23 protein-coding genes and 1 pseudogene are annotated in these 20,188 nt (G+C 45.6%); 20 read left to right on the forward strand and 4 right to left on the reverse strand.

Annotated elements, in window-relative coordinates:
- Window position 1: 1 nt before the first annotated feature.
- Window positions 2-1,222 (reverse strand): aminoacyltransferase, encoded by a 1,221-nt coding sequence (locus ACFORF_RS03265; RefSeq protein ID WP_380425464.1) that lies wholly within the window; start codon window positions 1,220-1,222, stop codon window positions 2-4.
- A complete protein-coding gene (gene yidA, locus ACFORF_RS03270) occupies window positions 1,222-2,031 on the reverse strand; it encodes a sugar-phosphatase (RefSeq protein WP_380425466.1) in 810 nt (269 codons plus the stop codon). The genes ACFORF_RS03265 and yidA overlap by 1 nt, the downstream gene beginning before the upstream one ends.
- A gap of 382 nt (window positions 2,032-2,413) precedes the next feature.
- Here yidA and ybeY point away from each other — a divergent pair, with 382 nt between their 5' ends.
- From ybeY to ACFORF_RS03350, 16 genes and pseudogenes are all read left to right on the forward strand, one after another.
- Window positions 2,414-2,911 (forward strand): rRNA maturation RNase YbeY, encoded by a 498-nt coding sequence (gene ybeY / locus ACFORF_RS03275; RefSeq protein ID WP_380425468.1) that lies wholly within the window; start codon window positions 2,414-2,416, stop codon window positions 2,909-2,911.
- On the forward strand, window positions 2,892-3,335 hold the full coding sequence (locus ACFORF_RS03280; RefSeq protein WP_380425470.1) for a diacylglycerol kinase family protein: 444 nt from the start codon (window positions 2,892-2,894) through the stop codon (window positions 3,333-3,335). Before ybeY ends, ACFORF_RS03280 begins: the two co-directional genes overlap by 20 nt.
- Before the next feature lie 15 nt (window positions 3,336-3,350).
- Window positions 3,351-3,866: pseudogene (locus tag ACFORF_RS03285) on the forward strand (NUDIX domain-containing protein).
- A gap of 147 nt (window positions 3,867-4,013) precedes the next feature.
- Window positions 4,014-4,910, forward strand: a complete 897-nt coding sequence (era, locus tag ACFORF_RS03290; RefSeq protein WP_380425472.1) for a GTPase Era — start codon at window positions 4,014-4,016, stop codon at window positions 4,908-4,910.
- A complete protein-coding gene (locus ACFORF_RS03295) occupies window positions 4,910-5,332 on the forward strand; it encodes a GNAT family N-acetyltransferase (RefSeq protein ID WP_380425474.1) in 423 nt (140 codons plus the stop codon). The genes era and ACFORF_RS03295 overlap by 1 nt, the downstream gene beginning before the upstream one ends.
- A 100-nt stretch (window positions 5,333-5,432) precedes the next feature.
- Window positions 5,433-6,335: a hypothetical protein gene (locus tag ACFORF_RS03300; protein WP_380425476.1), complete on the forward strand. Its 903-nt coding sequence runs from the start codon at window positions 5,433-5,435 to the stop codon at window positions 6,333-6,335.
- Window positions 6,336-6,411: 76 nt separating this feature from the next.
- A complete protein-coding gene (locus tag ACFORF_RS03305) occupies window positions 6,412-6,888 on the forward strand; it encodes an NUDIX hydrolase (protein WP_380425478.1) in 477 nt (158 codons plus the stop codon).
- A gap of 16 nt (window positions 6,889-6,904) precedes the next feature.
- Window positions 6,905-7,378 carry an 8-oxo-dGTP diphosphatase gene (locus ACFORF_RS03310; RefSeq protein WP_380425480.1) on the forward strand — a complete coding sequence of 158 codons (474 nt, stop codon included), beginning with the start codon at window positions 6,905-6,907 and terminating at the stop codon, window positions 7,376-7,378.
- 9 nt (window positions 7,379-7,387) lie between these two features.
- Window positions 7,388-8,212, forward strand: a complete 825-nt coding sequence (gene mutM, locus ACFORF_RS03315; protein WP_380425481.1) for a DNA-formamidopyrimidine glycosylase — start codon at window positions 7,388-7,390, stop codon at window positions 8,210-8,212.
- A gap of 64 nt (window positions 8,213-8,276) precedes the next feature.
- On the forward strand, window positions 8,277-8,873 hold the full coding sequence (gene coaE, locus ACFORF_RS03320; RefSeq protein WP_380425483.1) for a dephospho-CoA kinase: 597 nt from the start codon (window positions 8,277-8,279) through the stop codon (window positions 8,871-8,873).
- A gap of 128 nt (window positions 8,874-9,001) precedes the next feature.
- Complete coding sequence (locus ACFORF_RS03325; protein WP_380425485.1) at window positions 9,002-10,159, forward strand: multidrug efflux MFS transporter; 1,158 nt, start codon at window positions 9,002-9,004, stop codon at window positions 10,157-10,159.
- Complete coding sequence (rpmG, locus tag ACFORF_RS03330; protein WP_380425487.1) at window positions 10,159-10,305, forward strand: 50S ribosomal protein L33; 147 nt, start codon at window positions 10,159-10,161, stop codon at window positions 10,303-10,305. The genes ACFORF_RS03325 and rpmG overlap by 1 nt, the downstream gene beginning before the upstream one ends.
- Before the next feature lie 48 nt (window positions 10,306-10,353).
- Window positions 10,354-10,590, forward strand: coding sequence for a preprotein translocase subunit SecG (gene secG, locus ACFORF_RS03335; RefSeq protein ID WP_380425489.1), 237 nt, complete (start codon window positions 10,354-10,356; stop codon window positions 10,588-10,590).
- Window positions 10,591-10,904: 314 nt separating this feature from the next.
- Window positions 10,905-13,286, forward strand: a complete 2,382-nt coding sequence (rnr, locus tag ACFORF_RS03340) for a ribonuclease R (RefSeq protein WP_380425491.1) — start codon at window positions 10,905-10,907, stop codon at window positions 13,284-13,286.
- Window positions 13,249-13,716 carry an SsrA-binding protein SmpB gene (gene smpB / locus ACFORF_RS03345; protein WP_380425493.1) on the forward strand — a complete coding sequence of 156 codons (468 nt, stop codon included), beginning with the start codon at window positions 13,249-13,251 and terminating at the stop codon, window positions 13,714-13,716. Before rnr ends, smpB begins: the two co-directional genes overlap by 38 nt.
- A 521-nt stretch (window positions 13,717-14,237) precedes the next feature.
- Window positions 14,238-15,065, forward strand: a complete 828-nt coding sequence (locus ACFORF_RS03350) for a hypothetical protein (protein WP_380425495.1) — start codon at window positions 14,238-14,240, stop codon at window positions 15,063-15,065.
- A 48-nt stretch (window positions 15,066-15,113) separates the two neighbouring features.
- Here the strand turns inward: ACFORF_RS03350 and ACFORF_RS03355 are convergent, their stop codons facing one another.
- A complete protein-coding gene (locus tag ACFORF_RS03355; RefSeq protein WP_380425497.1) occupies window positions 15,114-15,788 on the reverse strand; it encodes an NAD(P)H-dependent oxidoreductase in 675 nt (224 codons plus the stop codon).
- A 188-nt stretch (window positions 15,789-15,976) separates the two neighbouring features.
- Between ACFORF_RS03355 and ACFORF_RS03360 the strand changes: the two genes are divergently transcribed.
- The 3 genes from ACFORF_RS03360 to ACFORF_RS03370 all read left to right on the forward strand — a co-directional run bounded on the left by ACFORF_RS03360 (window position 15,977) and on the right by ACFORF_RS03370 (window position 17,776).
- Window positions 15,977-16,642 carry a CPBP family intramembrane glutamic endopeptidase gene (locus tag ACFORF_RS03360; protein ID WP_380425499.1) on the forward strand — a complete coding sequence of 222 codons (666 nt, stop codon included), beginning with the start codon at window positions 15,977-15,979 and terminating at the stop codon, window positions 16,640-16,642.
- Between the two features lie 124 nt (window positions 16,643-16,766).
- Window positions 16,767-17,057 (forward strand): bacteriocin immunity protein, encoded by a 291-nt coding sequence (locus ACFORF_RS03365; protein WP_380425501.1) that lies wholly within the window; start codon window positions 16,767-16,769, stop codon window positions 17,055-17,057.
- Window positions 17,058-17,068: 11 nt separating this feature from the next.
- Window positions 17,069-17,776 (forward strand): CPBP family intramembrane glutamic endopeptidase, encoded by a 708-nt coding sequence (locus tag ACFORF_RS03370; RefSeq protein ID WP_380425503.1) that lies wholly within the window; start codon window positions 17,069-17,071, stop codon window positions 17,774-17,776.
- A gap of 40 nt (window positions 17,777-17,816) precedes the next feature.
- On the opposite strand, the gene ACFORF_RS03375 is transcribed toward ACFORF_RS03370, so the two are convergent.
- The gene (locus ACFORF_RS03375) at window positions 17,817-18,893 is read right to left on the reverse strand and encodes a M24 family metallopeptidase (protein ID WP_380425505.1); all 1,077 of its coding nucleotides are present in this window, start codon (window positions 18,891-18,893) and stop codon (window positions 17,817-17,819) included.
- A 264-nt stretch (window positions 18,894-19,157) separates the two neighbouring features.
- Here ACFORF_RS03375 and ccpA point away from each other — a divergent pair, with 264 nt between their 5' ends.
- Window positions 19,158-20,159 (forward strand): catabolite control protein A, encoded by a 1,002-nt coding sequence (ccpA, locus tag ACFORF_RS03380; protein ID WP_380425507.1) that lies wholly within the window; start codon window positions 19,158-19,160, stop codon window positions 20,157-20,159.
- The last annotated feature ends 29 nt before the right edge of the window (window positions 20,160-20,188 follow it).

Genomic DNA, 20,188 nt, shown 5'->3' on the forward strand with positions numbered 1-20,188 from the left:
TTTAGTGTTTTGACCTCAATTTCTTGCGAATAGTGTAGGCTGTGTTGGACAGCTTGTAGAGGAGGGAGTTGACAGGGAGGTTAAATTCTCCGATAAATTCTTCGATTGTAGGGTCGAATTTGGATTTGAACTGGTAGAGTCCGCCGTCCATCTGGTTTTCAATCCCACCCATGTTTTGCCAACGAGAGCCACGTTTAAAAGCATGAGCTGCAGTTTCATACCAGGTCAAAATTGCGGGCTGGTAGTGTTTGTAATCGTCGTCCATTCCAGCGTAGATATTTTCGGATGTGTCACCAAACTCAAGGGAGATAGTTGCTGCTAAGGGAACAATGTCACGCTTGGTTTTAGACTGTTTACCCTTGAGGAATTTGATTTCTTCTGTTAGACGATCAATTTCTTTTTGATTGTTTTCAACCTTGTTTTTACGGGTATTCTCAGTAAAGGTTGCTTTTTCAGCAATGGCTTTTTGAAGTTGTTGGTCAAGGAGCTCAGCCCTCTCTTTGAGGTTGAGGGTTGCCATGGTAACGTAGGACTGGTCTGGATAAGTAGCCAGTAATTTTTGGTAGTAATCAAGACCGCGTAGGGAAATTCCCTTGCGAGCCTCGGTCTTCTTCATGAGGTCTGCAAAATCTTCCAGTAATTCAGAACCACCAAACTGGACTTGGACACCCTTGTTGCGAGCAGTTTTGATATTTTGTTTGGTTTTCTTTGGCAGATTGTCGAAGGCATAGTCAGCTGCGTAGAGGTTGGCCTGGTAGCGGGGTTGGATATTTTCAGCAATATCAGTGGTTTCTCCAACCCACTCACAACCTGCAGCTTGGAGGTTGCCGATAATTAACTGAGCGTCTGGATTTTCAGTAGCAACTTCGTTGACCTTACTATCCCTTAAGAGAATGGCAGGGTCAAACTTGATGAAGAGAGCCCGTTTTTGCCTTGCTAGGGTTCTGAGGGTTGTCAGTGTGTAATTTACCAGATCACCATTAGTGTAGTCCATGATTGGTCCGCGAGGGATATAGACGATGGTAAATCCCATAGGAAGGGGTTGATAGAGAAGAGAAGCCACTGCTACAAGTTGATCGTTCTCATAGATTCCCACTCGTTCATTGGCCCAGTTGTCCTTGATTTTGGCCCAAGAAGCGGACTGGAGGAGGTTGGTTTGGTCACTGGCGATGGCAAAGCGGTCATGGTCTTCCGCAGAGATGCCGATTTTATAGGAATACATTAGTTTAATACCCACTCTCTAATGGCGTGTGCGACCCCACTGTCATCGTTGGATTTAGTGATGGTCTTGGCGATTTTTTTCAGTTCAGGGTTGCCGTTTTCCATAACGACAGGATGGGCAACGACTTCTAGCATGGCACGGTCGTTCTCTTCGTCTCCGATTGCCATGGTCTCTGTCATGTCAATATCCAATTCTTGAGCCAGATGAATGATGGCTTGGCCCTTGCTAACGGTCTTGTTAACAACTTCTAAATAGAAGGGTTGGGACTTGACCAAAGTATATTTGTCATGCAGGTCCTGAGGGATGTTAGCAATAGCTTTGTCCAAGATTTCAGGCTCGTCGATGAACATGATTTTAACGATTTCCTTGTCAGCCATTTCTTCCGGTGTTCGATAGAAGATTGGCATGCTGACCAAGGTTGCTTCGTGGACCGTGTATTTACCAATGTTACGGTTGGCAGTGTAGATGCCGTCCTTGGTAATGGCGTGCATGTGGACGCCAAGTTTGCGCGCTAGCAGTTCTAAATCAAGGTAGTCGTCATAGGTCAGGGTTTCCTTGACTAATTCTTGGCCGGTAGCAGCGTCTTGAACCAGTCCACCATTGAAGGTGATGACGTAGTCGCCAGCTTGATTGAGATTTAGCTCCTCAAGGAGTTTAGTGACGCCAGCGATAGGGCGGCCTGTTGTAATCACGACCTTAACGTCCTGAGCCTTGGCTTCTTGGATGGCCTCAAAGACCTGAGGGGTAATTTCCTTGTTAGAGGTTAGGAGGGTACCGTCAATATCAACGGCTACAAGTTTGATTGACATGGGAGTCCTTTCTATTGCTCGACGCTTTTGGCAGGTCCATAGCGGAGCTTTTCATACGATTGACAGTAGCTAAGAGACTTTCCTAGTTGACTTTGCAAGGAGGAGGTCAATAAGATACCTTTGATCTGTCTAGGTTAGCTGTGTCTGTGTGCGCGATTTACCACAAATGGGCAAAATATTCCATCTACTATCTTACTAAAAATAGGCAGGTTTGTCATGGTCGGCCTATGAAAGTTCACCATTTTTATCTGGGCTTATGGTATAATGAAGGTGATACTGTATTGGGACGAGGGACAAGTAAGCCTGTCGTCTCAACTGAAAAGGCGGCTGGGAATTGTTTCCTGCTCTGCTATGGTTTAGAATAATAGAAAAGAAGTGTCCTATGTATATCGAGATGGTAGATGAAACCCAGGAGGTTTCAGAGGAGATTAAGAAGCAAACACTTGATTTGCTTGAGTTTGCGGCGGAGAAGACGGGCAAGGCTGACAAGGAAATGGCAGTGACCTTTGTGACCAATGAACGAAGTCATGAATTGAATCTGCTATACCGTGACACGGATCGGCCGACAGATGTCATCAGTTTGGAGTACAAGCCAGAGAGTGAGATTGTCTTTGATGAAGAAGACTTGCTAGAGGATCCTGATTTGGCAGAGATGCTGGGTGAGTTTGATGCCTATATTGGCGAGCTTTTTATCTCAGTGGATAAGGCGCGTGAACAGGCGACTGACTATGGCCATAGTTTTGAGCGCGAGATGGGTTTTTTGGCAGTACATGGCTTTTTGCATATCAATGGCTATGACCACTACACTCCCGAAGAAGAAGCTGAGATGTTTGGATTACAGGAAGAGATTTTGACGGCCTATGGACTTGAAAGAAACTGAAGTAAAAGTTTACCAAAAATCGGGCAAGATTGAACCCAAGGAAGTCAAGAAGAAGTGGAAAAACACCAACTTCATCAATAGTTTTGAGTTCGCTTGGTCAGGGATAAAGACCTCCTTCGTTGAAGAACGGAATATGAAAAAGCATGCCCTCTCAGCTCTCTTGGTGCTGATTGCGGGGCTAATTTTTCAAGTGTCCATGACGGAATGGCTCTTTCTTATTCTCTGTGTTTTTTTGGTGATTACCATGGAGATTGTTAATTCAGCCATTGAAAATGTGGTCGATTTAGCCAGTGATTATCACTTTTCCATGCGGGCCAAGAATGCCAAGGATATGGCTGCTGGAGCGGTACTGATGGTATCCTTCCTTTCCGTCATCGTTGGTTTGATAATCTTCGTTCCCAAACTTTGGGCACTAGTGTTCTAGGAAGAGGAGTACGATATGCCAAAAGCAGAGCAGGTCGTCTTGACCAATATGTGCATGGTGACAGATGGGACCAAGGTCCTGGTCCAGGAACAAAAAGACTCAGATTGGCCTGGAAGTGTTTTCCTGGATGGCTTCAACAGTCTGGAGAGAGACTGTTGAAGGTTGAAAATAAGAAAAGCGAAGTTTTTATCCTTCGTCGAAAAAAATGAAAGCATTGTGGACTCAGTCATTCGTGAGGTCTACGAGGAAACGGGTTTGACGGTGTCACATCTGAAGTTGTGTGGCGTGAAGCAATTTACCCACAGCCAAGGGCTTTACCGCTACATCGTTTTTCTCTACAAGACTAGCACGTTTTCGGGGGATCTACGGTCGTCTGATGAGGGCGAGGTTTTCTGGCTAGAGCGCTCAGAATTAGAGACTCGTCAGCTGGCAGATGGCTTTGCGGAGATGCTCCCCGTTTTTGAAGAGGATACATTATCAGAACTATACTTTTACCATGAAGATGGTAAATGGAAACATAGACATTTATAGAAAAATAGAAATTGGAAGGAGTGGACAAGTTCGTGTTCTGAACTGAACACGGACGAAAAGCTGTGGGAAAAAGACGAATTACCTCAAAAATCAGGATTTTTGGGCACTTCCCTATTTTCCCTTTGCTTTTAACGTCCTTTGTATCTTATGTTTAAATCAGGCTTTGTAGCGATTTTGGGTCGACCAAATGTGGGGAAATCGACCTTTTTGAACTATGTGATGGGGCAAAAAATTGCCATTATGTCGGACAAGGCGCAGACCACTCGCAACAAGATTATGGGGATCTACACGACCAAGAGTGAGCAAATCGTCTTTATCGATACGCCAGGTATTCACAAGCCAAAGACTGCTCTGGGCGACTTTATGGTGGAGTCTGCCTATTCAACCCTGCGTGAGGTGGAGACTGTTCTCTTCATGGTTCCTGCTGATGAAAAGCGGGGCAAGGGTGACGATATGATTATCGAGCGTCTGAAAAAGGCCAATGTCCCTGTTATCCTCGTTATTAACAAGATTGACAAGGTGCATCCAGATCAGCTTTTGGAGCAGATTGATGACTTTAGAAGTCAGATGGACTTTAAGGAAATTGTACCGATTTCAGCGACCCAGGGCAACAATGTCAACCGCCTCATGGAAATCCTGGTGGACAACTTGGAAGAAGGCTTCCAGTATTTCCCAGAAGACCAGATTACCGACCATCCAGAGCGGTTCTTGGTGTCTGAGATGATCCGTGAGAAGGTCCTCCATCTGACCCAGCAGGAAGTGCCGCACTCCGTTGCGGTGGTCATTGAGAGCATGAAGAGGGATGAGTTTACCGACAAGGTCCATATCCGGGCGACCATCATGGTTGAGCGTGACAGTCAAAAGGGCATCATCATCGGCAAGCAAGGTGCCATGCTTAAGAAAATTGGATCCATGGCCCGTCGTGATATTGAAATCATGTTGGGGGACAAGGTCTTCCTTGAAACCTGGGTCAAGGTCAAGAAAAACTGGCGTGATAAGAAACTTGACTTGGCTGACTTTGGCTATAATGAGAAGGAGTACTAATGATTAAAGCGGTCGATGGTCAGTCAATCTCCATCTGGTCCAATATCGCCAGTCAGTTGTGGTCGCGAACTTCTAAAGAACTAGAACAAGCCTTTGTCAATGATAGATTTCCTTACGAATTTCTCTACTTCAAGAATGGAGAATGCCTTGGGTTCATTAGTCTTTCTATTAGACAAGATTATGTTGAAGGAGCAAAGGTTTCGCCCGTAGCTTTTTTAGAAGGGATTTATGTTCAACCGTCTGTACGTCGACAAAGCATTGCCAGTGAATTGATTATCTTTGCTAGAGAATGGGCAAGAGCTCACGGACTGTCGCAACTAGCGTCAAATGCAGAGTTGGACAATGAACTGAGTCAACTATTTCACCAAAGACTTGGCTTTCGTGAAGTAAGTCGTACAGTGAATTTTATCACTAATCTTTAAGAGAGCCCGTCTCTCTTTTTTTATCCAATCATGTAAGCGCTGTACAACTTGATATAATAACGATATAATAGAGATAAATATATTCAAAATGGAGGCACCTATGTTTTTCCTAACGAACGACCGCCTGCGGGTGGAGATTTCAGAGCCTGGGGAACGACCAAATGATACCCAGCGCTTTGACCGGGCTGGCTTTGTGTCCAATGTCGTCCTGGATGGGGACACGCATTTTTGTGCTAATGAGCCCATGAACCTGCGTCATCCATCGTCTGGTGGTCGAGGCTTGTGCTGTGAATTTTCTGCTGATTTTTCAGAAGGTGTGGCTATCGGAGAAAAATTTCCGAAACTTGGTGTGGGGCTTATCACGCAGGATAGCGAGCTGGGATATCAGTTTGCCCATACCTATGCGGAGGTTGAGCCCTATCCTGTGACCTACACGCACACGGATACGACAGCCGAGTTTGTCATGACAGCTCTGCCATGTTGCGGCATCGCTGCAGAGGTCCATAAAAAACTCTCTATCGAGGGCAATAGCCTGGTGCTGGAAGCGACCATTACCAATGTGGGTGAGCGCGCGATTGAAACGGAGGAATACTGCCACAACTTTATCAGCGTGGATGGGATGGCCATTTCGCCGGACTATCGTCTGGAGTTGCCAGACATGCCGGATCTTGGCAGCAAGCGTTTGGAAGGTTTTGGTGGCTACGACCACAACAACTTTATCGCTGATGGCAAGGCTATTCGTTTTGAGAACTGTGAAACCGATGTGTCGCTGAGTCTACTTAGCACGGAAGGCGCAGCAGATGGCGAGACCTTTACCTGGAAACTTCTCCATAAGGGTGCTAAGGCCAGTGTAACAGGCGTTGACCGTGTGCAACCAACCAGTTTCTTGCTCTGGTCAGTGGACCACATGGTCAGCCCAGAGATTGTCCAAACCATTCGCATTGCACCAGGAGAAAGCCATTCCTGGAGCCGTCGGTGGACATTTGAGGCAGAAGAAAGATAGTATAGCTCAAGGGCCTGATAGTGTCAGGTCTTTTTTGGTCTACTTATGTGCTATAATAAAAAGAAAAGGAGACGATATGGCACAAGATTATATTTCTTATATTCGCTCAAAGGTCGGCCATGACAAGATTCTGCTGAATTTTGCAGGTGGGATTTTGGCTGATGCAGATGGAAATATTTTGCTACAAAGACGCAGTGATAAAGGATCTTGGGCCATCCCGGGTGGTGCCATGGAACTCGGAGAGAGTTCAATTGAGGCTGCGGTGCGTGAATTTGCAGAAGAAACAGGCATCAAGGTCTCGCCCAAACGCCTACTCAATGTTTACACCAAGTTTGATGAATGCTATCCTAATGGTGATGAGGTCCAGACCATCGTCTTTCTTTATGAATTCATTGCGACGGATCCGTACAATATTGATGGGTTTCACAATGAAGAAACAGTAGAAGTCCGTTTTTTTAGCCAGGACGAAATTAGTCACTTAGAAAGAATCTCAGACAAGCACCGCCTGATGTTGGACGAATATTTCGCAGACAGCTTTGCGATGGGACGTTAAAAAGGAGAAATTGTAAATGCCACGTAGTCAAGAGGTGATTTTAACCAATATGTGCCTGGTGGAAAATGACCAGGGTCAGTTTGTCATGCAGATTCGCAGTCCAGAGAGGTATGCATGGTCGGGGGCGGCCCTGCCTGGAGGCCACATCGAGGCTGGTGAGAGCTTGCATGAGGCGGTCATTCGGGAGATTTACGAGGAGACGGGCTTAACCATTGCCCATCCTGAGCTGGTGGGCGTCAAGCATTTCCATACGCGGGGCGATGACATCCGTTACCTGGTCTTCCTTTATCGGACGACTGCGTTTACAGGTGAGATTCGCTCCTCTGAGGAGGGCGAGGTGGTTTGGGTCAGTCGTGAGGACATTGCTTCTGGAGCGATCGAGCTCGCGGATTCCATGGACGATTTATTGGCCTTTTACTTTGAGGAGAATGCTTCTGAGCTCTACTATGAGCGGGATGAAGAGGGCATTCTCCAGCGTATCTTTTTCTAAGGAGAACCTATGCCAGAATTACCAGAGGTCGAGACGGTCAGACGGGGCCTAGAGCGGTTGATTGTGGGTCGGACCATCCAGCGAGTGACTATCCGTTACCCACGCTTGGTCGTGACAGATCGTGAGGAATTTACAGCGACTTTGACAGGTGCAACCATCCAGGCCATGAAACGACGGGGCAAGTACCTGCTCTTTGACTTGGGTGCAAAAACGCTGGTTTCCCACCTGCGTATGGAGGGGAAGTACCTGCTTTTTCCGACGGACCAAGTCCCGGACAACAAGCATTTCCACGCCTTTTTTGACCTGGACAATGGCCAGACCTTGGTCTATCAGGATGTCCGCAAGTTCGGCACTATGGAGTTGCTTGAGACAAACAGTTTGGGCAGTTATTTTGCTAAAAAAAAGCTGGGACCAGAGCCGGTCAAGGGAGAGTTTGCCTATGCGCCCTTTGAGCGGAAGGTCAGAGCTAGTCACAAACCGATTAAGCCTTATCTGCTGGACCAGTCCTTGGTCGCAGGTCTGGGCAATATCTATGTGGATGAGGTGCTCTGGGCAGCCAAGGTCCATCCGGAGCGAGTATCATCCAGCCTTAAGCCAGCAGAAATCAAACGCCTCCACGCAGAGACCATTCGTATCTTGCAACTGGGGATTGACAAGGGCGGCTCGACGGTACGGACCTACCGCAATGCCCTGGGTGAAGACGGGACCATGCAGGAGGAGCACAAGGTCTATGCCAAGACCGGCCAGCCCTGCCAGCGGTGTGGACGTGAAATCGTCAAGATTCAGGTCGGCGGGCGCGGTAGCCATTTTTGCCCCAAATGTCAGAAGAAGTAAAGCAAGCGTAAGCAAGCTAGTCAGTCAGATTTCTTAGTGAACCAACAAATGAGAGGAGAAGGAGATGGCAACAGTCATTGGATTAACAGGCAGCATCGCCTCGGGCAAGTCCACTGTGTCGGCCTATTTGCATCAACAGGGATATTGTGTCATCGATGCGGACCAAGTGGTCCATGAATTGCAGGCCAAGGGGGGGCGACTTTATGAAGCCTTGGTCCAGCATTTTGGGCCTGAGATTGTAAGGGAAGATGGAGAATTGGACCGTCCGAAACTATCTGAGCTGATTTTTTCAAATCCTGACATCAAACAGCAGTCTGCACACTTGCAGGATCAGGTGATTCGGGAGGAATTGGCAGAGCGGTTGAAGCAAGCTCAGACAGAGCAGGATGTGGTATTTATGGACATTCCGCTTTTGTACGAGTTGGGCTATGAGAGCTGGTGCGATGAAGTTTGGCTGGTCTATGTCGATAGGGAAACCCAGCTGTCCCGCTTAATGCTCCGCAATGGCTATTCCCAAGAAGAAGCCCAAAAACGACTGGATGCCCAGCTTTCTTTAGAGGAGAAAAAGGCGCGTGCCGATGTGGTGCTAGAGAATAATAGAACGCTTGATTGTTTATATGAGCAAGTTGACTTAGCCTTAAAAACTATGGGGGAAAAATAAAAAGACGGGGAGCGTTTACAGCAAATGGCTCTCCTAAATTTATGCTATAATAGGCACAGGAATGTCAGAAAGAAGATGATTATAGTTTAAACGAAGGCGATTGGAAACAAAATTTAAAGGTTGCCTGGTTGGGCAATTTTTTAACGGGAGCAAGTTTTTCCTTGGTCATGCCCTTCATGTCCCTATATGTGGAAGAATTAGGAGCGCGTGGCAACCAGATTGAATTCTATTCTGGTTTAGCAGTTTCGGCAACAGCCCTAGCCTCAGCAATCATGTCCCCTATTTGGGGGAGTCTGGCTGATCGTTTTGGGAATAAGCCCATGATGGTTCGAGCTGCCAGTGTTATGCTCTTTACCATGGGTGGGCTGGCCTTTGTTCCAAATGTGGCCTGGTTATTGATTTTACGTGTTTTGACTGGTGTTTTTGCCGGTTATATTCCAAACTCGACGGCCCTCATTGCTAGTCAAGTTCCACGCCATCGAGCAGGGTATGCCTTGGGAACGCTATCGACAGGCCTGGTTACTGGAAATCTAATGGGCCCCTTGCTCGGTGGCCTTTTGGCGGATACGTTTGGGATGCGAAATGTCTTTTTGATTGTCGGAGGGCTCCTTCTGATTCTGACTCTTTTGACGGTCTTTTTTGTCAAGGAAGATTTTGTCCCTGTCGAACGCGGGCAAGAGTTGCCCATGCGTGAAGTCTTAGCCCAGTTTAAGGACCGGCAGATGTTATTGGGCTTGTTTGTGACTAGCATGATTATTCAGGCGTCTGCCCAGTCCATTATTCCTATTTTAACCCTCTGTATTCGTCACCTTGGACAAACCAGTAATCTCATGTTCGTGGCTGGTTTGATTACATCTGCAATGGGCATATCATCCATCTTGAGTTCTGGATTTTTGGGAAACATAGGAGACCGTATTGGCAACCATCGCCTTTTACTAGGAGCCCTGCTCTATAGCTTTATCATGTACTTGCTCTGTGCCCATGCCCAAACACCGCTCCAGTTGGGACTCATTCGGTTTTGTTATGGTTTCGGGACAGGTGCCCTCTTGCCATCGGTCAATTCTCTCTTGACCAAATTGACGCCCAAGGAAGGGATTGCCAGGATATTTTCCTACAATCAAACCTTTACCTATCTGGGAAGTGTGTTGGGACCTATGATTGGTTCTGGTGTGGCAGCCTACTATGGTTACCGTTGGGTGTTTTATGTGACTTCTGGCTTGGTTTTTGTTAACCTAGTCTGGTCTCTGATCAATTTTAGACAATATTTGAAAGTTAAGGAAATCTAGTGCGCGTTAAAATTCATTTAAAATGTACCGAGTGTGGCAGTAAGAATTATTTGACCAGTAAAAATAAAACCAATCATCCTGACAAGATTCAGGTGACCAAATACTGCCCAAAAGAAAGAAAAGTAACCTTACATATTGAATCCTAGGTCAATGTGTGATAGAATAGTAAGGATGACACTGGAGGAAATCTAAACATGTATAGCATCTTATTAACAGCCTTGCTTATTTTATCAGCTTTATTGGTAGTTGCCATCTTTATGCAACCTCAGAAAAACCCATCTAGCAACGTCTTTGATAGTTCGGGTTCAGAAGCCCTGTTTGAACGTACAAAAGCCCGTGGTTTTGAGGCTTTCATGCAACGTTTTACAGCGATTCTGGTATTTTTCTGGTTAGCCATTGCCTTGGCCTTGGCGATTTTATCAAGTCGATAAGCACGAGTAGGGCTGGGTTTGTGAAGGCAAGATGTCTTCACGCCCGCTCTTTTTGTATGGTCAGATGTGTTTTACCTAGCGGTTTTGGGCAATAGCGGAGCAACAAAAACTGACCCTACCCAGAGGATGGAAATGATGAGCTTTCCTAGGGAAATTTCTCTAGGCTGCTCTGCCATGTGTCATACTCTTCCAAAATCAAAGCTGCAGGTCGTTAGGTTTTCTTGTTTAACTCCAGTTATGCCTACGTGCCCCTGCCCTGTCTCTTTTGATTTTGAGTGAGTATCAAACCAAGCAAAATGAAACAAAGAGGAATCATGAAAGAAGAATTATTAAACTATTTGAAGGAGAGAGGGCCTGCCCAGGTGGACCAGGTGGCTCAGGACTTGGGTCTGGCTGCCGCCAAGGACTTTAGTCAGTTGATTAAGGCAATCTCTGCCCTGGAAAGTCAAGGCAAGATTCGCTTTGGCAACGACGGGACCATCGGAATCAAGGAAGCCAAGAAGAAAAAAGCTGCTGTCACGGTCCAGGGGATTTTCCGGGCTAATAAAGCAGGCTTTGGCTTTGTGACAGTGGACAGCGATGAGGACGATATGTTCGTTGGTCGCAATGATGTCAATTATGCTATCGACGGTGACGTCGTTGAGGTTGAAGTCATTAAGGTTGCGGACCGTCTCAAGGGGATGGGCGCTGAGGCGCGTGTTGTCAATATTGTTGAGCGAAGCTTGAAAACAGTGGTCGGCAAATTCATTATGGACGATGACAAGCCTAAGTATATCGGCTACATCAAATCTAAAAATCAGAAAATCAGCCAGCCGATTTACATTCGTAAGGAGCCTGTTGTTCTTGATGGAACAGAGGTTATCAAGGTCGATATTGAGAAGTACCCAACCAAGCACCATGATTATTTTGTCGGGGCTGTACGGGATATTATTGGCCATGTTGACGATGCTGGGATCGACGTCTTAGAGGTCCTGGAGTCCATGGATATCGTGTCTGAATTCCCTGAAAAGGTCTTGGAGGAAGTTAATAAAGTTCCGGAGGTGCCAAGCGATAAGGATTATCTGGGACGCCTAGACTTGCGTCAGGAAATCACCTTTACTATTGATGGGGCGGATGCTAAGGATTTGGATGATGCGGTCCATATCAAGCGTTTGGACAATGGTAATTTTGAACTGGGAGTTCATATTGCAGACGTGTCCTACTATGTGACAGAAGGCTCTGAATTGGACAAGGAGGCCCTCCGTCGAGGGACCTCAGTCTATGTGACCGATCGTGTGGTTCCGATGTTACCAGAACGCCTATCCAATGGGATTTGTTCCCTCAATCCAAACGTAGATCGTTTGACCCAATCTGCCCTGATGGAAATTACGCCTCAAGGCAAGGTGGTCAACTACCAAATTGGTCAGTCAGTTATCAAGACAACCTTCCGCATGACTTACTCTGCGGTCAATGAGATTCTGGCAGGCGATGAGGAATTGGCAGAACAATACCGAGCGATAGTTCCTAGTATTGAAGCCATGGCAGAGCTCCATGAGATTTTAGAGGCTATGCGGGTTCGTCGCGGTGCCTTGAACTTTGACACCAGCGAGGCAAAAATTATCGTCAACGATAAGGGCTTCCCTGTTGACATTCAGGTGCGACAACGTGGTGTAGCAGAGCGGATGATTGAGTCCTTCATGCTGGCTGCCAATGAGTGCGTTGCGGAGCATTTTGCCAAGGCCAAGCTTCCTTTTATTTATCGGATTCACGAGGAACCCAAGTCAGAAAAACTTCAAAAGTTCATGGACTTTGCCTCACTCTTTGGAGTTCAGGTTCAAGGAACGGCCAGCAAGATTAGCCAGTCAGCCCTGCAAGATTTTATGCGGCGTGTTGAGGGTCAGCCTGGCGGAGAAGTCCTGTCTATGATGCTTCTGAGGTCCATGCAACAGGCCCGTTATTCTGAACACAACCACGGCCACTATGGTTTGGCTGCCGAGTTTTACACCCATTTCACCAGCCCGATTCGACGCTATCCAGACCTCTTGGTCCATCGTTTGATTCGGGACTATAGCAGAGCTGGTCAGGACCAGGTGGCGCATTTTGAGGCGGTGATTCCAGAGATTGCCAGTCAGGCTTCCAGTCTGGAGCGCAGGGCCATTGATGCGGAGCGTGTGGTGGAGGCCATGAAGAAGGCTGAGTACATGCAGGAACATGTCGGTGAAGAATTTGATGGGATTGTCTCCAGTGTGGTCAAGTTTGGTCTCTTTGTTGAGTTGCCAAATACTATTGAGGGGCTCATCCACGTGACGACCCTGCCAGAATATTACGATTACAATGAGCGGAATCTGACTCTCAAGGGTGAGAAGTCTGGCACAGTCTTTAGCGTCGGTCAAGCCATTCGTGTCAAATTGGTCAAGGCTGATAAAGAGACTGGGGATATCGACTTTGAGTTTTTACCAAGTGATGTCGACACCATTGAAAAGGTAGCCAAGTCGGGCAAGCGTGGCAGAGGTCGCGGCAAGGCCAGCGCCAGCCATTCTTCAAAAGAAAAAGACACAAAATCTAACAAGAAGGGCCATAAGAGCAAGAGAGGTCAGGATAAACAGGACCAGCCTAAGGCCTATAAGAAAAAGGGGGGCAAGCCTTTCTACAAGGATGTTGCCAAGAAAGGAGCCAAGCATGGTCAAGGGACAAGGAAACGTCGTCGCGCAAAATAAAAAGGCTAGACACGACTACACCATCGTTGATACAGTTGAAGCAGGACTGGTTTTGACAGGAACGGAAATCAAGTCGGTACGGGCGGCTCGCATCCAGCTCAAGGATGGTTACGCTCAGATAAAAAATGGCGAAGCCTGGTTGGTTAATGTCCATATTGCCCCTTTTGAGCAGGGAAATATCTGGAACACAGACCCTGAACGAACTCGGAAACTCCTCCTCAAGAAGAAGGAAATCGAGCGATTGGCAAACGAAGTCAAGGGGACAGGAATGACCTTGGTCCCACTCAAGGTCTACCTCAAGGACGGCTTTGCCAAGGTTCTGATTGGGTTAGCCAAGGGTAAACACGACTACGATAAGCGTGAGTCCATCAAAAAACGTGACCAAGATCGCGACATCAAACGCATTATGAAAACCGTCAATGGACGGTAGCAGAAAAGAGAGTGGGACAAAAATCAGTAACTCGTAGAGTTCGATTACTTCACTTTTGAGTTTCTGGGCTCAGGCTGAAACGGTCTCTTTCCAGGCCGTTTCATTCCCACCTCTGCATAGCTTAAACATTTCAGTGAACTTTTAAGGTTGGAAATAAAGCAAACAAGGTTTACGTCAATCGTTAGAGCTATAAAAGCTGATGAAATCAGCGAATTAGAACTCACTCAGCAGTGGTTCATTGGTACTAAAGTGCCTAATGAACTGTGTAGGGGACTTTCTAAGCTGGCAAAGCCAGCAAGAAAGGCTCCCAACCACTGCGTCTTGCAATTTATCATTAAAAAAAGTGAAGAAGCTGTGGACTTTTGTCCCAGCCTCTTTTATCATCTCAAAAAAAAACCACTGTTATACTTAGTATAACAGGTATTGCTTTACCAACCAATACCTTTCCTATCAGTATACTCTCGAACTGACCGGTATGCGACTAAGAGAGAAAAAATAAGAAAGGCGGGGAAAATCCCTGTGTGAATAAGATGGAAAAGATTTTTGGATTTGAACGCAGTAGCGTTTTAAAAGTTACTGGCTGGATAGTATTGGCACTAGTGTCCTTTTTTGTGATTGCTAATTTGCCAATTATTGAGACGATGAATAATAATATGGTTACTGCATTAGATGAGAAAAAATCAACAGTCACGGTTTTGGCAACTATGGCAACAGCAACCTCTGTAGTGGCTGGGAATATACCAGGTGCAAATTCGGTAGCAGAAAACCTCGCAGATATTAATGATTACTTAATTATTGTATTCGCTGCTCTATGGTTACAAAAATACCTTATTGGAATGGCTGCATCATTTACATTTAAGATTTTGGTTCCAATTGCCTCAATTTTATTGGCGATTAATCAATTAAAACCAGACTATCAACTGAAGCAGATGGCAAGTAAGATGATGGTTTTGGGATTAGTGCTCTTCTTTTTGGTCCCAACAAGCATTGGAGTATCTAAACATATTGAACAAACTTATGACCAGTCGGCAACAGTTTCACAGGTAAAGTCTGATAGTCAAAGTGAAGAGAGTTCCAATCAGGATGAAGGGATTGGTGGATTTTTAGCAGGACTTGTAGATAAAGCAAAGACAACAGTTACTTCTAGCATTGAAGATGTTAAGAAGATTTTGAGTGATACAGTTGATGCGGTAGCAGTTTTGATTATTACTACTTGTGTAATCCCTATTTTAGTCTTTCTCCTCTTCATTTGGGTCATTAATCTTATTTTAGGATTACAACTCCCTATATTTGTCCCTAAGGTAAATATTAGCAGAAGGCTAAAACGTCAGCATACGCATGAAAGTTAAAAATATTAAAACAGATGTGACTGGTAACCACATCTGTTTTTTCTTATCTTAAACCCACTCCACGACTTCTTGGCGTGGTTTACGGCTACGAGGGTGTTTGGGATCTTTGAGGCGGTAGCCCAGAGAGAGGAGGGTCGCCACGGCTTCTTTATCAGGGTTGATCCAGCCAAGGTCAGCCAGTTTTTGATTGACTACTGTCTGTTCAAAACCTTCGATTGGGCAGGAATCGATGCCAAGAAGGCTGGCTGTGGTCATCATATTGCCAAGGGCAATGTAGGTCTGCTTGGCAGTCCAGTCCCAAAGGGCGCGTGGCTCATCTGCCATCTGCATATCACGCACTTGAAAACTCTTATAGAGGTCAATGCGACTGGTTAGGGCCTCACCTTCACCAAGTCCGCGACGAATCAGACTCTCCCGGATGGCCTGACTATCATAGCGGGCATTTTTCTCAGCCAAAAGGATGACGAAGTGACTGGCGGTATCCAACTGAGGTTGGGCACCCCAGGCCACGTCCTTGATAGCTGACTTGAGCTCAGCAATTTTCTCGCGGTCTAAAACAAGGAAACGCCATCCCTCTAGGCCAACTGAAGATGGACTTAGCCAGGCGGTATCCAGGATGAACTCGACATCCTCTCGTGGAATGGTCTGATCATTGTAAACACGGACAGCGACTCGGCGGTCAAAGGCCTCGCGCACTTGTTGCTTGACAGATTCATTGGTCATAGGATTTACCTCACTTCCTTTATTGGAATTATGGTAGCACTTTTTTACCTTTTGGGCAATAGTAGAGCGGTTAGTGTTTGTTTCCCAAAATTTTTATAGGATTGAGAAAACGCTTATCAAATCTTGATCTAATCAGAATACTATGTTATTATATAGATACAACGTATTTTGTCTGAAAAGAGAAAGCGATGAAGATTTTAAAAGCAATTGGTGTAACCTTGTTGACTCTTTTTGTTGGAGCGATTGTCATTACAATTCCGATTTTTGTCGGATTACATTTGTTCGAGGGAAATACTTTCCTCAAGATTGGTGGCATGTTGGCGACCGTTATGCTCCTTGTTCTCTTACTAGGAGATATTCGTCGTCGTATTCTTAAAAAAGGTGAGGTTGTATTCGGTCATCTTCCATGGTGGCAGATTTTACTGATTACAGCCGTGGCCTTTCTGATCATTATGGGCGTCAATCATGTATTGGCTAAGTTTGGGATTGTGACTACGAATGGCAATAATGAGGATATTAAGCGACTGCTTCGGTCTCAAGATAGCATGTGGGTCATGATGATTTCGACTCATTTGAGTGGACCACTCTTGGAAGAATTGCTTTGTCGAGGCCTTCTTATGGAAAAACTGCTCCAGTATTTTCCAAAGTACGAGTGGCTAGGATTGGTGGTGTCGGCTGGAGTATTTGCGTTTGCTCATACTTTTAGTTTATCTTGGAGCTTGATTGATTATTTCATTTCAGGGTTGGTTTTTAGCTATCTTTATTATCGGACTCGACGGGTGGGCTATAGCTTTACCTCTCATGCGTTGACTAACATGACGATTACCCTCCTTTCTATGCTTTTTGGAGGATAGCAGAGCGGTAGTGTTAACTATCTCACTTTTACCATTCAGGGTGTTATGATGACCGTTTAGGAAATGCTCTGCTATTTTTCCCCTAAAATGCTAAACTTAGTCTATCAAGAAAAGGAGGCCTCAGATGAAAGAAGAACAAGTGTGGATAAAGGTTTATAATGCCATTCTCAATCCAGAGTTGAGCGAGGAAGAGCGCCAGTTGCTGGTAACTTTTAAGAATAGAGTCAAAAAGCCGAGTGAGTTTGATCGAGCGGCTAGGGAGTTGAGTTATCAGCTAGGGAAGCTGGCTGTAAAGAAACTTGGGGAAGAGACCTTACATCCTCAGGTCTCGGAGATTTATCAGGAATTGGCATCTTTTTATGCCCGAGAGAGTGCAGTGGCAACAGGCTTGAGTGCAAGTGGCCTCATGTTTTAAAGGAGTTTAAGATGAAATTAGTATTAAAAATGTTAAAAATCATTGGTTTGATTGTTCTTGCTTTATCTGTCAATATTATTCCGATGTTGCTAATTGGCAATCAAAGCCGTATACCAGTCGAACTGCAATGGGGCTGTGGTTTGGCTTATATTGGGATTGCAGCAGGAGTTATCTCCCTTGTTTGGAAACGTTACAGGTCCCATATCAGCGAGGCGGCTAAGTCTCTTAAGTTTGGCTGGAAAGATTTTGGAATCGCTCTGCTCTTTTTTGTGGCGACTCGAGTGGTGGCGGTTGGTGGGACTGTTCTCAATCAACTGATTTACGGCAATACCATGACAGGCAATGACGCTGCCCTTATGGCTAATTTGGAAGATCTTAAATCCATGTTTCCTCTCTTCTTTATCTGTTTTCATCTGGCTATTGGAGTTTTTGCACCGATTTTGGAGGAACTGGTCTTTCGTGGATTTATGAGTGAGTATTTCTTCAAGGGTAAACATATGATTTGGCAATTGGTGCTGACATCTCTTGTCTTTGGAATGCTCCATGTGTCGAATTTCGGAAACTTTGTTGAAATTGGTTTATATTTTGCTCTGGGTGCGATTTTTTATCTGGCCTTTAACCGCAGAAGGAATATCGTTGACTCTATAGCAGTTCATCTCTTGAATAACTGTTTATTGGTTATCATATCCGTTATCTCTTATCTTAGTCTGATATTTTAAATAAAAAGAGGTTCCGAAAGTTACTCGGAACCTTTATTGATTAGAAATAAAGCAATTCTTTTGGTGTGTGCGTGAAGACCTCAAAGCCATCTTTGGTGACCACTCCACAATCCTCGATGCGGACGCCAGCCTTGCCAGGGACGTAGATGCCAGGTTCAACAGAGAAGCACATGCCTTCTTGAAGGACCATATCGTTGCCAGCCATAATTGATGGGAATTCATGCAAGCCCATACCGATACCGTGGCCGAGGCGATGGTTGAAATACTCACCGTAGCCTGCCTTAGTGATGATGCCACGCGCAACGGCATCAACTTCAGCTGCGGTTACACCAGGTTTGATAAAGTCGCTGGCTGCTAGTTGAGCTTCTAAACAGATAGCGTAGATTTCCTTACTGAAGTCATCGGGTTGACCAACTGCAACCGTTCGAGTCATGTCAGACATATAGCCATTGGCATCAATTCCAAGGTCAAAGAGCAGGAGTTGATTAGGTTCAATCTTGTTGGCACCAGGAATTCCATGAGGGTTGGCAGCGTTGGTCCCAGTTAGGACCATGGTCTCAAAACTCATAGCGTAGCCCATGCGTTTCATTTCAAATTCGATTTCAGCGATGATATCGGTTTCGGTCTTATCAGATGAAATAGCCTTAAAGCCGATTTGGACAGCCTTGTCTGCCAGGTCACCGGCGAAATGGAGTTTTTCAATTTCGTCTGCGGATTTAATTAGGCGCATGAGGTTGATGGTTGGTGTCAGGTCAACAAATTCAGCTGAGAAGATAGATTCCAAGCCCTTGAATTTGGTGACGTTGAGGTAGTCAAATTCAACTGCCACCTTGGCAAAATTGGTTTGGGGCAGGGTAGCCTTGATTTTCTCCCAAGGATTTTCGGAGTCTACATAGCCGACAACAGGAAAGGGGACTGTTTGGCTGGCCCTAAGGGCGTCAAGTTCAGGTAAGAAGAGCAGGGGCTCATGTCCTGAGATAAGAAAGAGGTACATGTGGCGTTCATGTGGATCGCTATAATAGCCTGTCAGATAGTTGAGGGTTACGGGGTCAGCGATAACAGCAGCTGCGATGCCGTTTTGCTCTAGTTTTCCTTGAAGGTCTTGGATTTTTGTCATGGAAAAAACCTTTCTGTTTTATTTCCTTCTATTTTTTCAAATCTTAGGGTAAAATGCAAGTGTTTTCTTATCTCTAGTTGAAAATTATCAGGTCTTGTATGGTTAAAACCAAACTTTTTGTGTTTTTTTTGCAAATTTTTGCAACAAAATGCTTGAAAGTGGTTACAAGTCGTGCTAGAATGGATATGAAAGCGACATTTTCATAATGCAGGGAAAATGGACAGCAGCTCTGCCATTTTCAAGATGAAAGAAAGGAAGAAATGCATGAATACTGATGATACTATCACGATTTATGACGTTGCCCGAGAAGCAGGGGTTTCCATGGCAACGGTCAGCCGGGTCGTGAACGGCAATAAGAACGTAAAAGAGAATACCAGACAGAAGGTTCTGGAAGTTATCGACCGTCTGGATTATCGTCCCAATGCGGTGGCGCGTGGACTGGCAAGTAAGAAGACGACGACGGTTGGGGTTGTGATTCCTAACATCGCCAATAGCTACTTTTCAATTCTGGCCAAAGGGATTGATGATATTGCAGCCATGTATAAATACAACATCATCTTGGCTTCAAGCGACGAGGATGATGACAAGGAAGTTAGCGTCGTCAATACCCTCTTTGCCAAGCAGGTAGATGGTGTGATTTTCATGGGACACCATTTGACAGAGAAGATTCGCGCAGAGTTTTCTCGCTCACGTACTCCAGTTGTCCTAGCTGGAACGGTTGATTTGGACCATCAATTGCCGAGCGTTAACATCGATTACAAGCAGGCTGTTGAAGAAACCATGGATATCTTTGCCAAGAAACACAAGAAGATTGCCTTTGTTTCTGGACCACTGATTGATGATATCAATGGTAAGGTTCGCATGTCTGGATACAAGGATGGGCTCAAGAAGAATGGAATTGAGTTCAAAGAAGGTCTGGTATTTGAAGCCAACTATAGCTACGATGAAGGTTACAAATTAGCAGAGCGTCTTGTGAATTCTGGTGCAACCGCAGCCTATGTGGCAGAAGATGAGTTGGCAGTCGGCCTCCTCAATGGCCTCTTTGCGGCTGGTAAGTCTGTTCCAGAAGACTTTGAAATCATCACCAGCAACGATTCACCAATTGTGAAATTTACTCGGCCAAACCTCAGCTCAGTCAGCCAACCGATTTATGACCTTGGAGCGGTTGCCATGCGCATGTTGACTAAGATTATGAATAAGGAAGTGCTTGAAGATAAGGAAATTATCCTCAACCATGGCATCAAACACCGTGGCACAACCAAATAAGCCCCCTTCCTTCATAGACCACTGCAGAT

It is taken from the genome of Streptococcus caprae, from assembly GCF_042649745.1.
Lineage (GTDB): Bacteria > Bacillota > Bacilli > Lactobacillales > Streptococcaceae > Streptococcus > Streptococcus caprae.

What these genes read in the sequence shown, in the direction of transcription:
- ACFORF_RS03265 (WP_380425464.1), bottom strand. Translation starts at nt 1,222, where the DNA reads ATGTATTCCTATAAAATCGGCATCTCTGCGGAAGACCATGACCGCTTT.
- ACFORF_RS03355 (WP_380425497.1), bottom strand. Translation starts at nt 15,788, where the DNA reads ATGACCAATGAATCTGTCAAGCAACAAGTGCGCGAGGCCTTTGACCGC.
- ACFORF_RS03370 (WP_380425503.1), top strand. Translation starts at nt 17,069, where the DNA reads ATGAAATTAGTATTAAAAATGTTAAAAATCATTGGTTTGATTGTTCTT.
- ACFORF_RS03310 (WP_380425480.1), top strand. Translation starts at nt 6,905, where the DNA reads ATGCCACGTAGTCAAGAGGTGATTTTAACCAATATGTGCCTGGTGGAA.
- ACFORF_RS03375 (WP_380425505.1), bottom strand. Translation starts at nt 18,893, where the DNA reads ATGACAAAAATCCAAGACCTTCAAGGAAAACTAGAGCAAAACGGCATC.
- ACFORF_RS03360 (WP_380425499.1), top strand. Translation starts at nt 15,977, where the DNA reads ATGAAGATTTTAAAAGCAATTGGTGTAACCTTGTTGACTCTTTTTGTT.
- secG (WP_380425489.1), top strand. Translation starts at nt 10,354, where the DNA reads ATGTATAGCATCTTATTAACAGCCTTGCTTATTTTATCAGCTTTATTG.
- ybeY (WP_380425468.1), top strand. Translation starts at nt 2,414, where the DNA reads ATGTATATCGAGATGGTAGATGAAACCCAGGAGGTTTCAGAGGAGATT.
- ACFORF_RS03305 (WP_380425478.1), top strand. Translation starts at nt 6,412, where the DNA reads ATGGCACAAGATTATATTTCTTATATTCGCTCAAAGGTCGGCCATGAC.
- ACFORF_RS03280 (WP_380425470.1), top strand. Translation starts at nt 2,892, where the DNA reads ATGGACTTGAAAGAAACTGAAGTAAAAGTTTACCAAAAATCGGGCAAG.
- ACFORF_RS03365 (WP_380425501.1), top strand. Translation starts at nt 16,767, where the DNA reads ATGAAAGAAGAACAAGTGTGGATAAAGGTTTATAATGCCATTCTCAAT.
- coaE (WP_380425483.1), top strand. Translation starts at nt 8,277, where the DNA reads ATGGCAACAGTCATTGGATTAACAGGCAGCATCGCCTCGGGCAAGTCC.
- era (WP_380425472.1), top strand. Translation starts at nt 4,014, where the DNA reads ATGTTTAAATCAGGCTTTGTAGCGATTTTGGGTCGACCAAATGTGGGG.
- mutM (WP_380425481.1), top strand. Translation starts at nt 7,388, where the DNA reads ATGCCAGAATTACCAGAGGTCGAGACGGTCAGACGGGGCCTAGAGCGG.
- ACFORF_RS03295 (WP_380425474.1), top strand. Translation starts at nt 4,910, where the DNA reads ATGATTAAAGCGGTCGATGGTCAGTCAATCTCCATCTGGTCCAATATC.
- rnr (WP_380425491.1), top strand. Translation starts at nt 10,905, where the DNA reads ATGAAAGAAGAATTATTAAACTATTTGAAGGAGAGAGGGCCTGCCCAG.
- ccpA (WP_380425507.1), top strand. Translation starts at nt 19,158, where the DNA reads ATGAATACTGATGATACTATCACGATTTATGACGTTGCCCGAGAAGCA.
- smpB (WP_380425493.1), top strand. Translation starts at nt 13,249, where the DNA reads ATGGTCAAGGGACAAGGAAACGTCGTCGCGCAAAATAAAAAGGCTAGA.
- yidA (WP_380425466.1), bottom strand. Translation starts at nt 2,031, where the DNA reads ATGTCAATCAAACTTGTAGCCGTTGATATTGACGGTACCCTCCTAACC.
- ACFORF_RS03300 (WP_380425476.1), top strand. Translation starts at nt 5,433, where the DNA reads ATGTTTTTCCTAACGAACGACCGCCTGCGGGTGGAGATTTCAGAGCCT.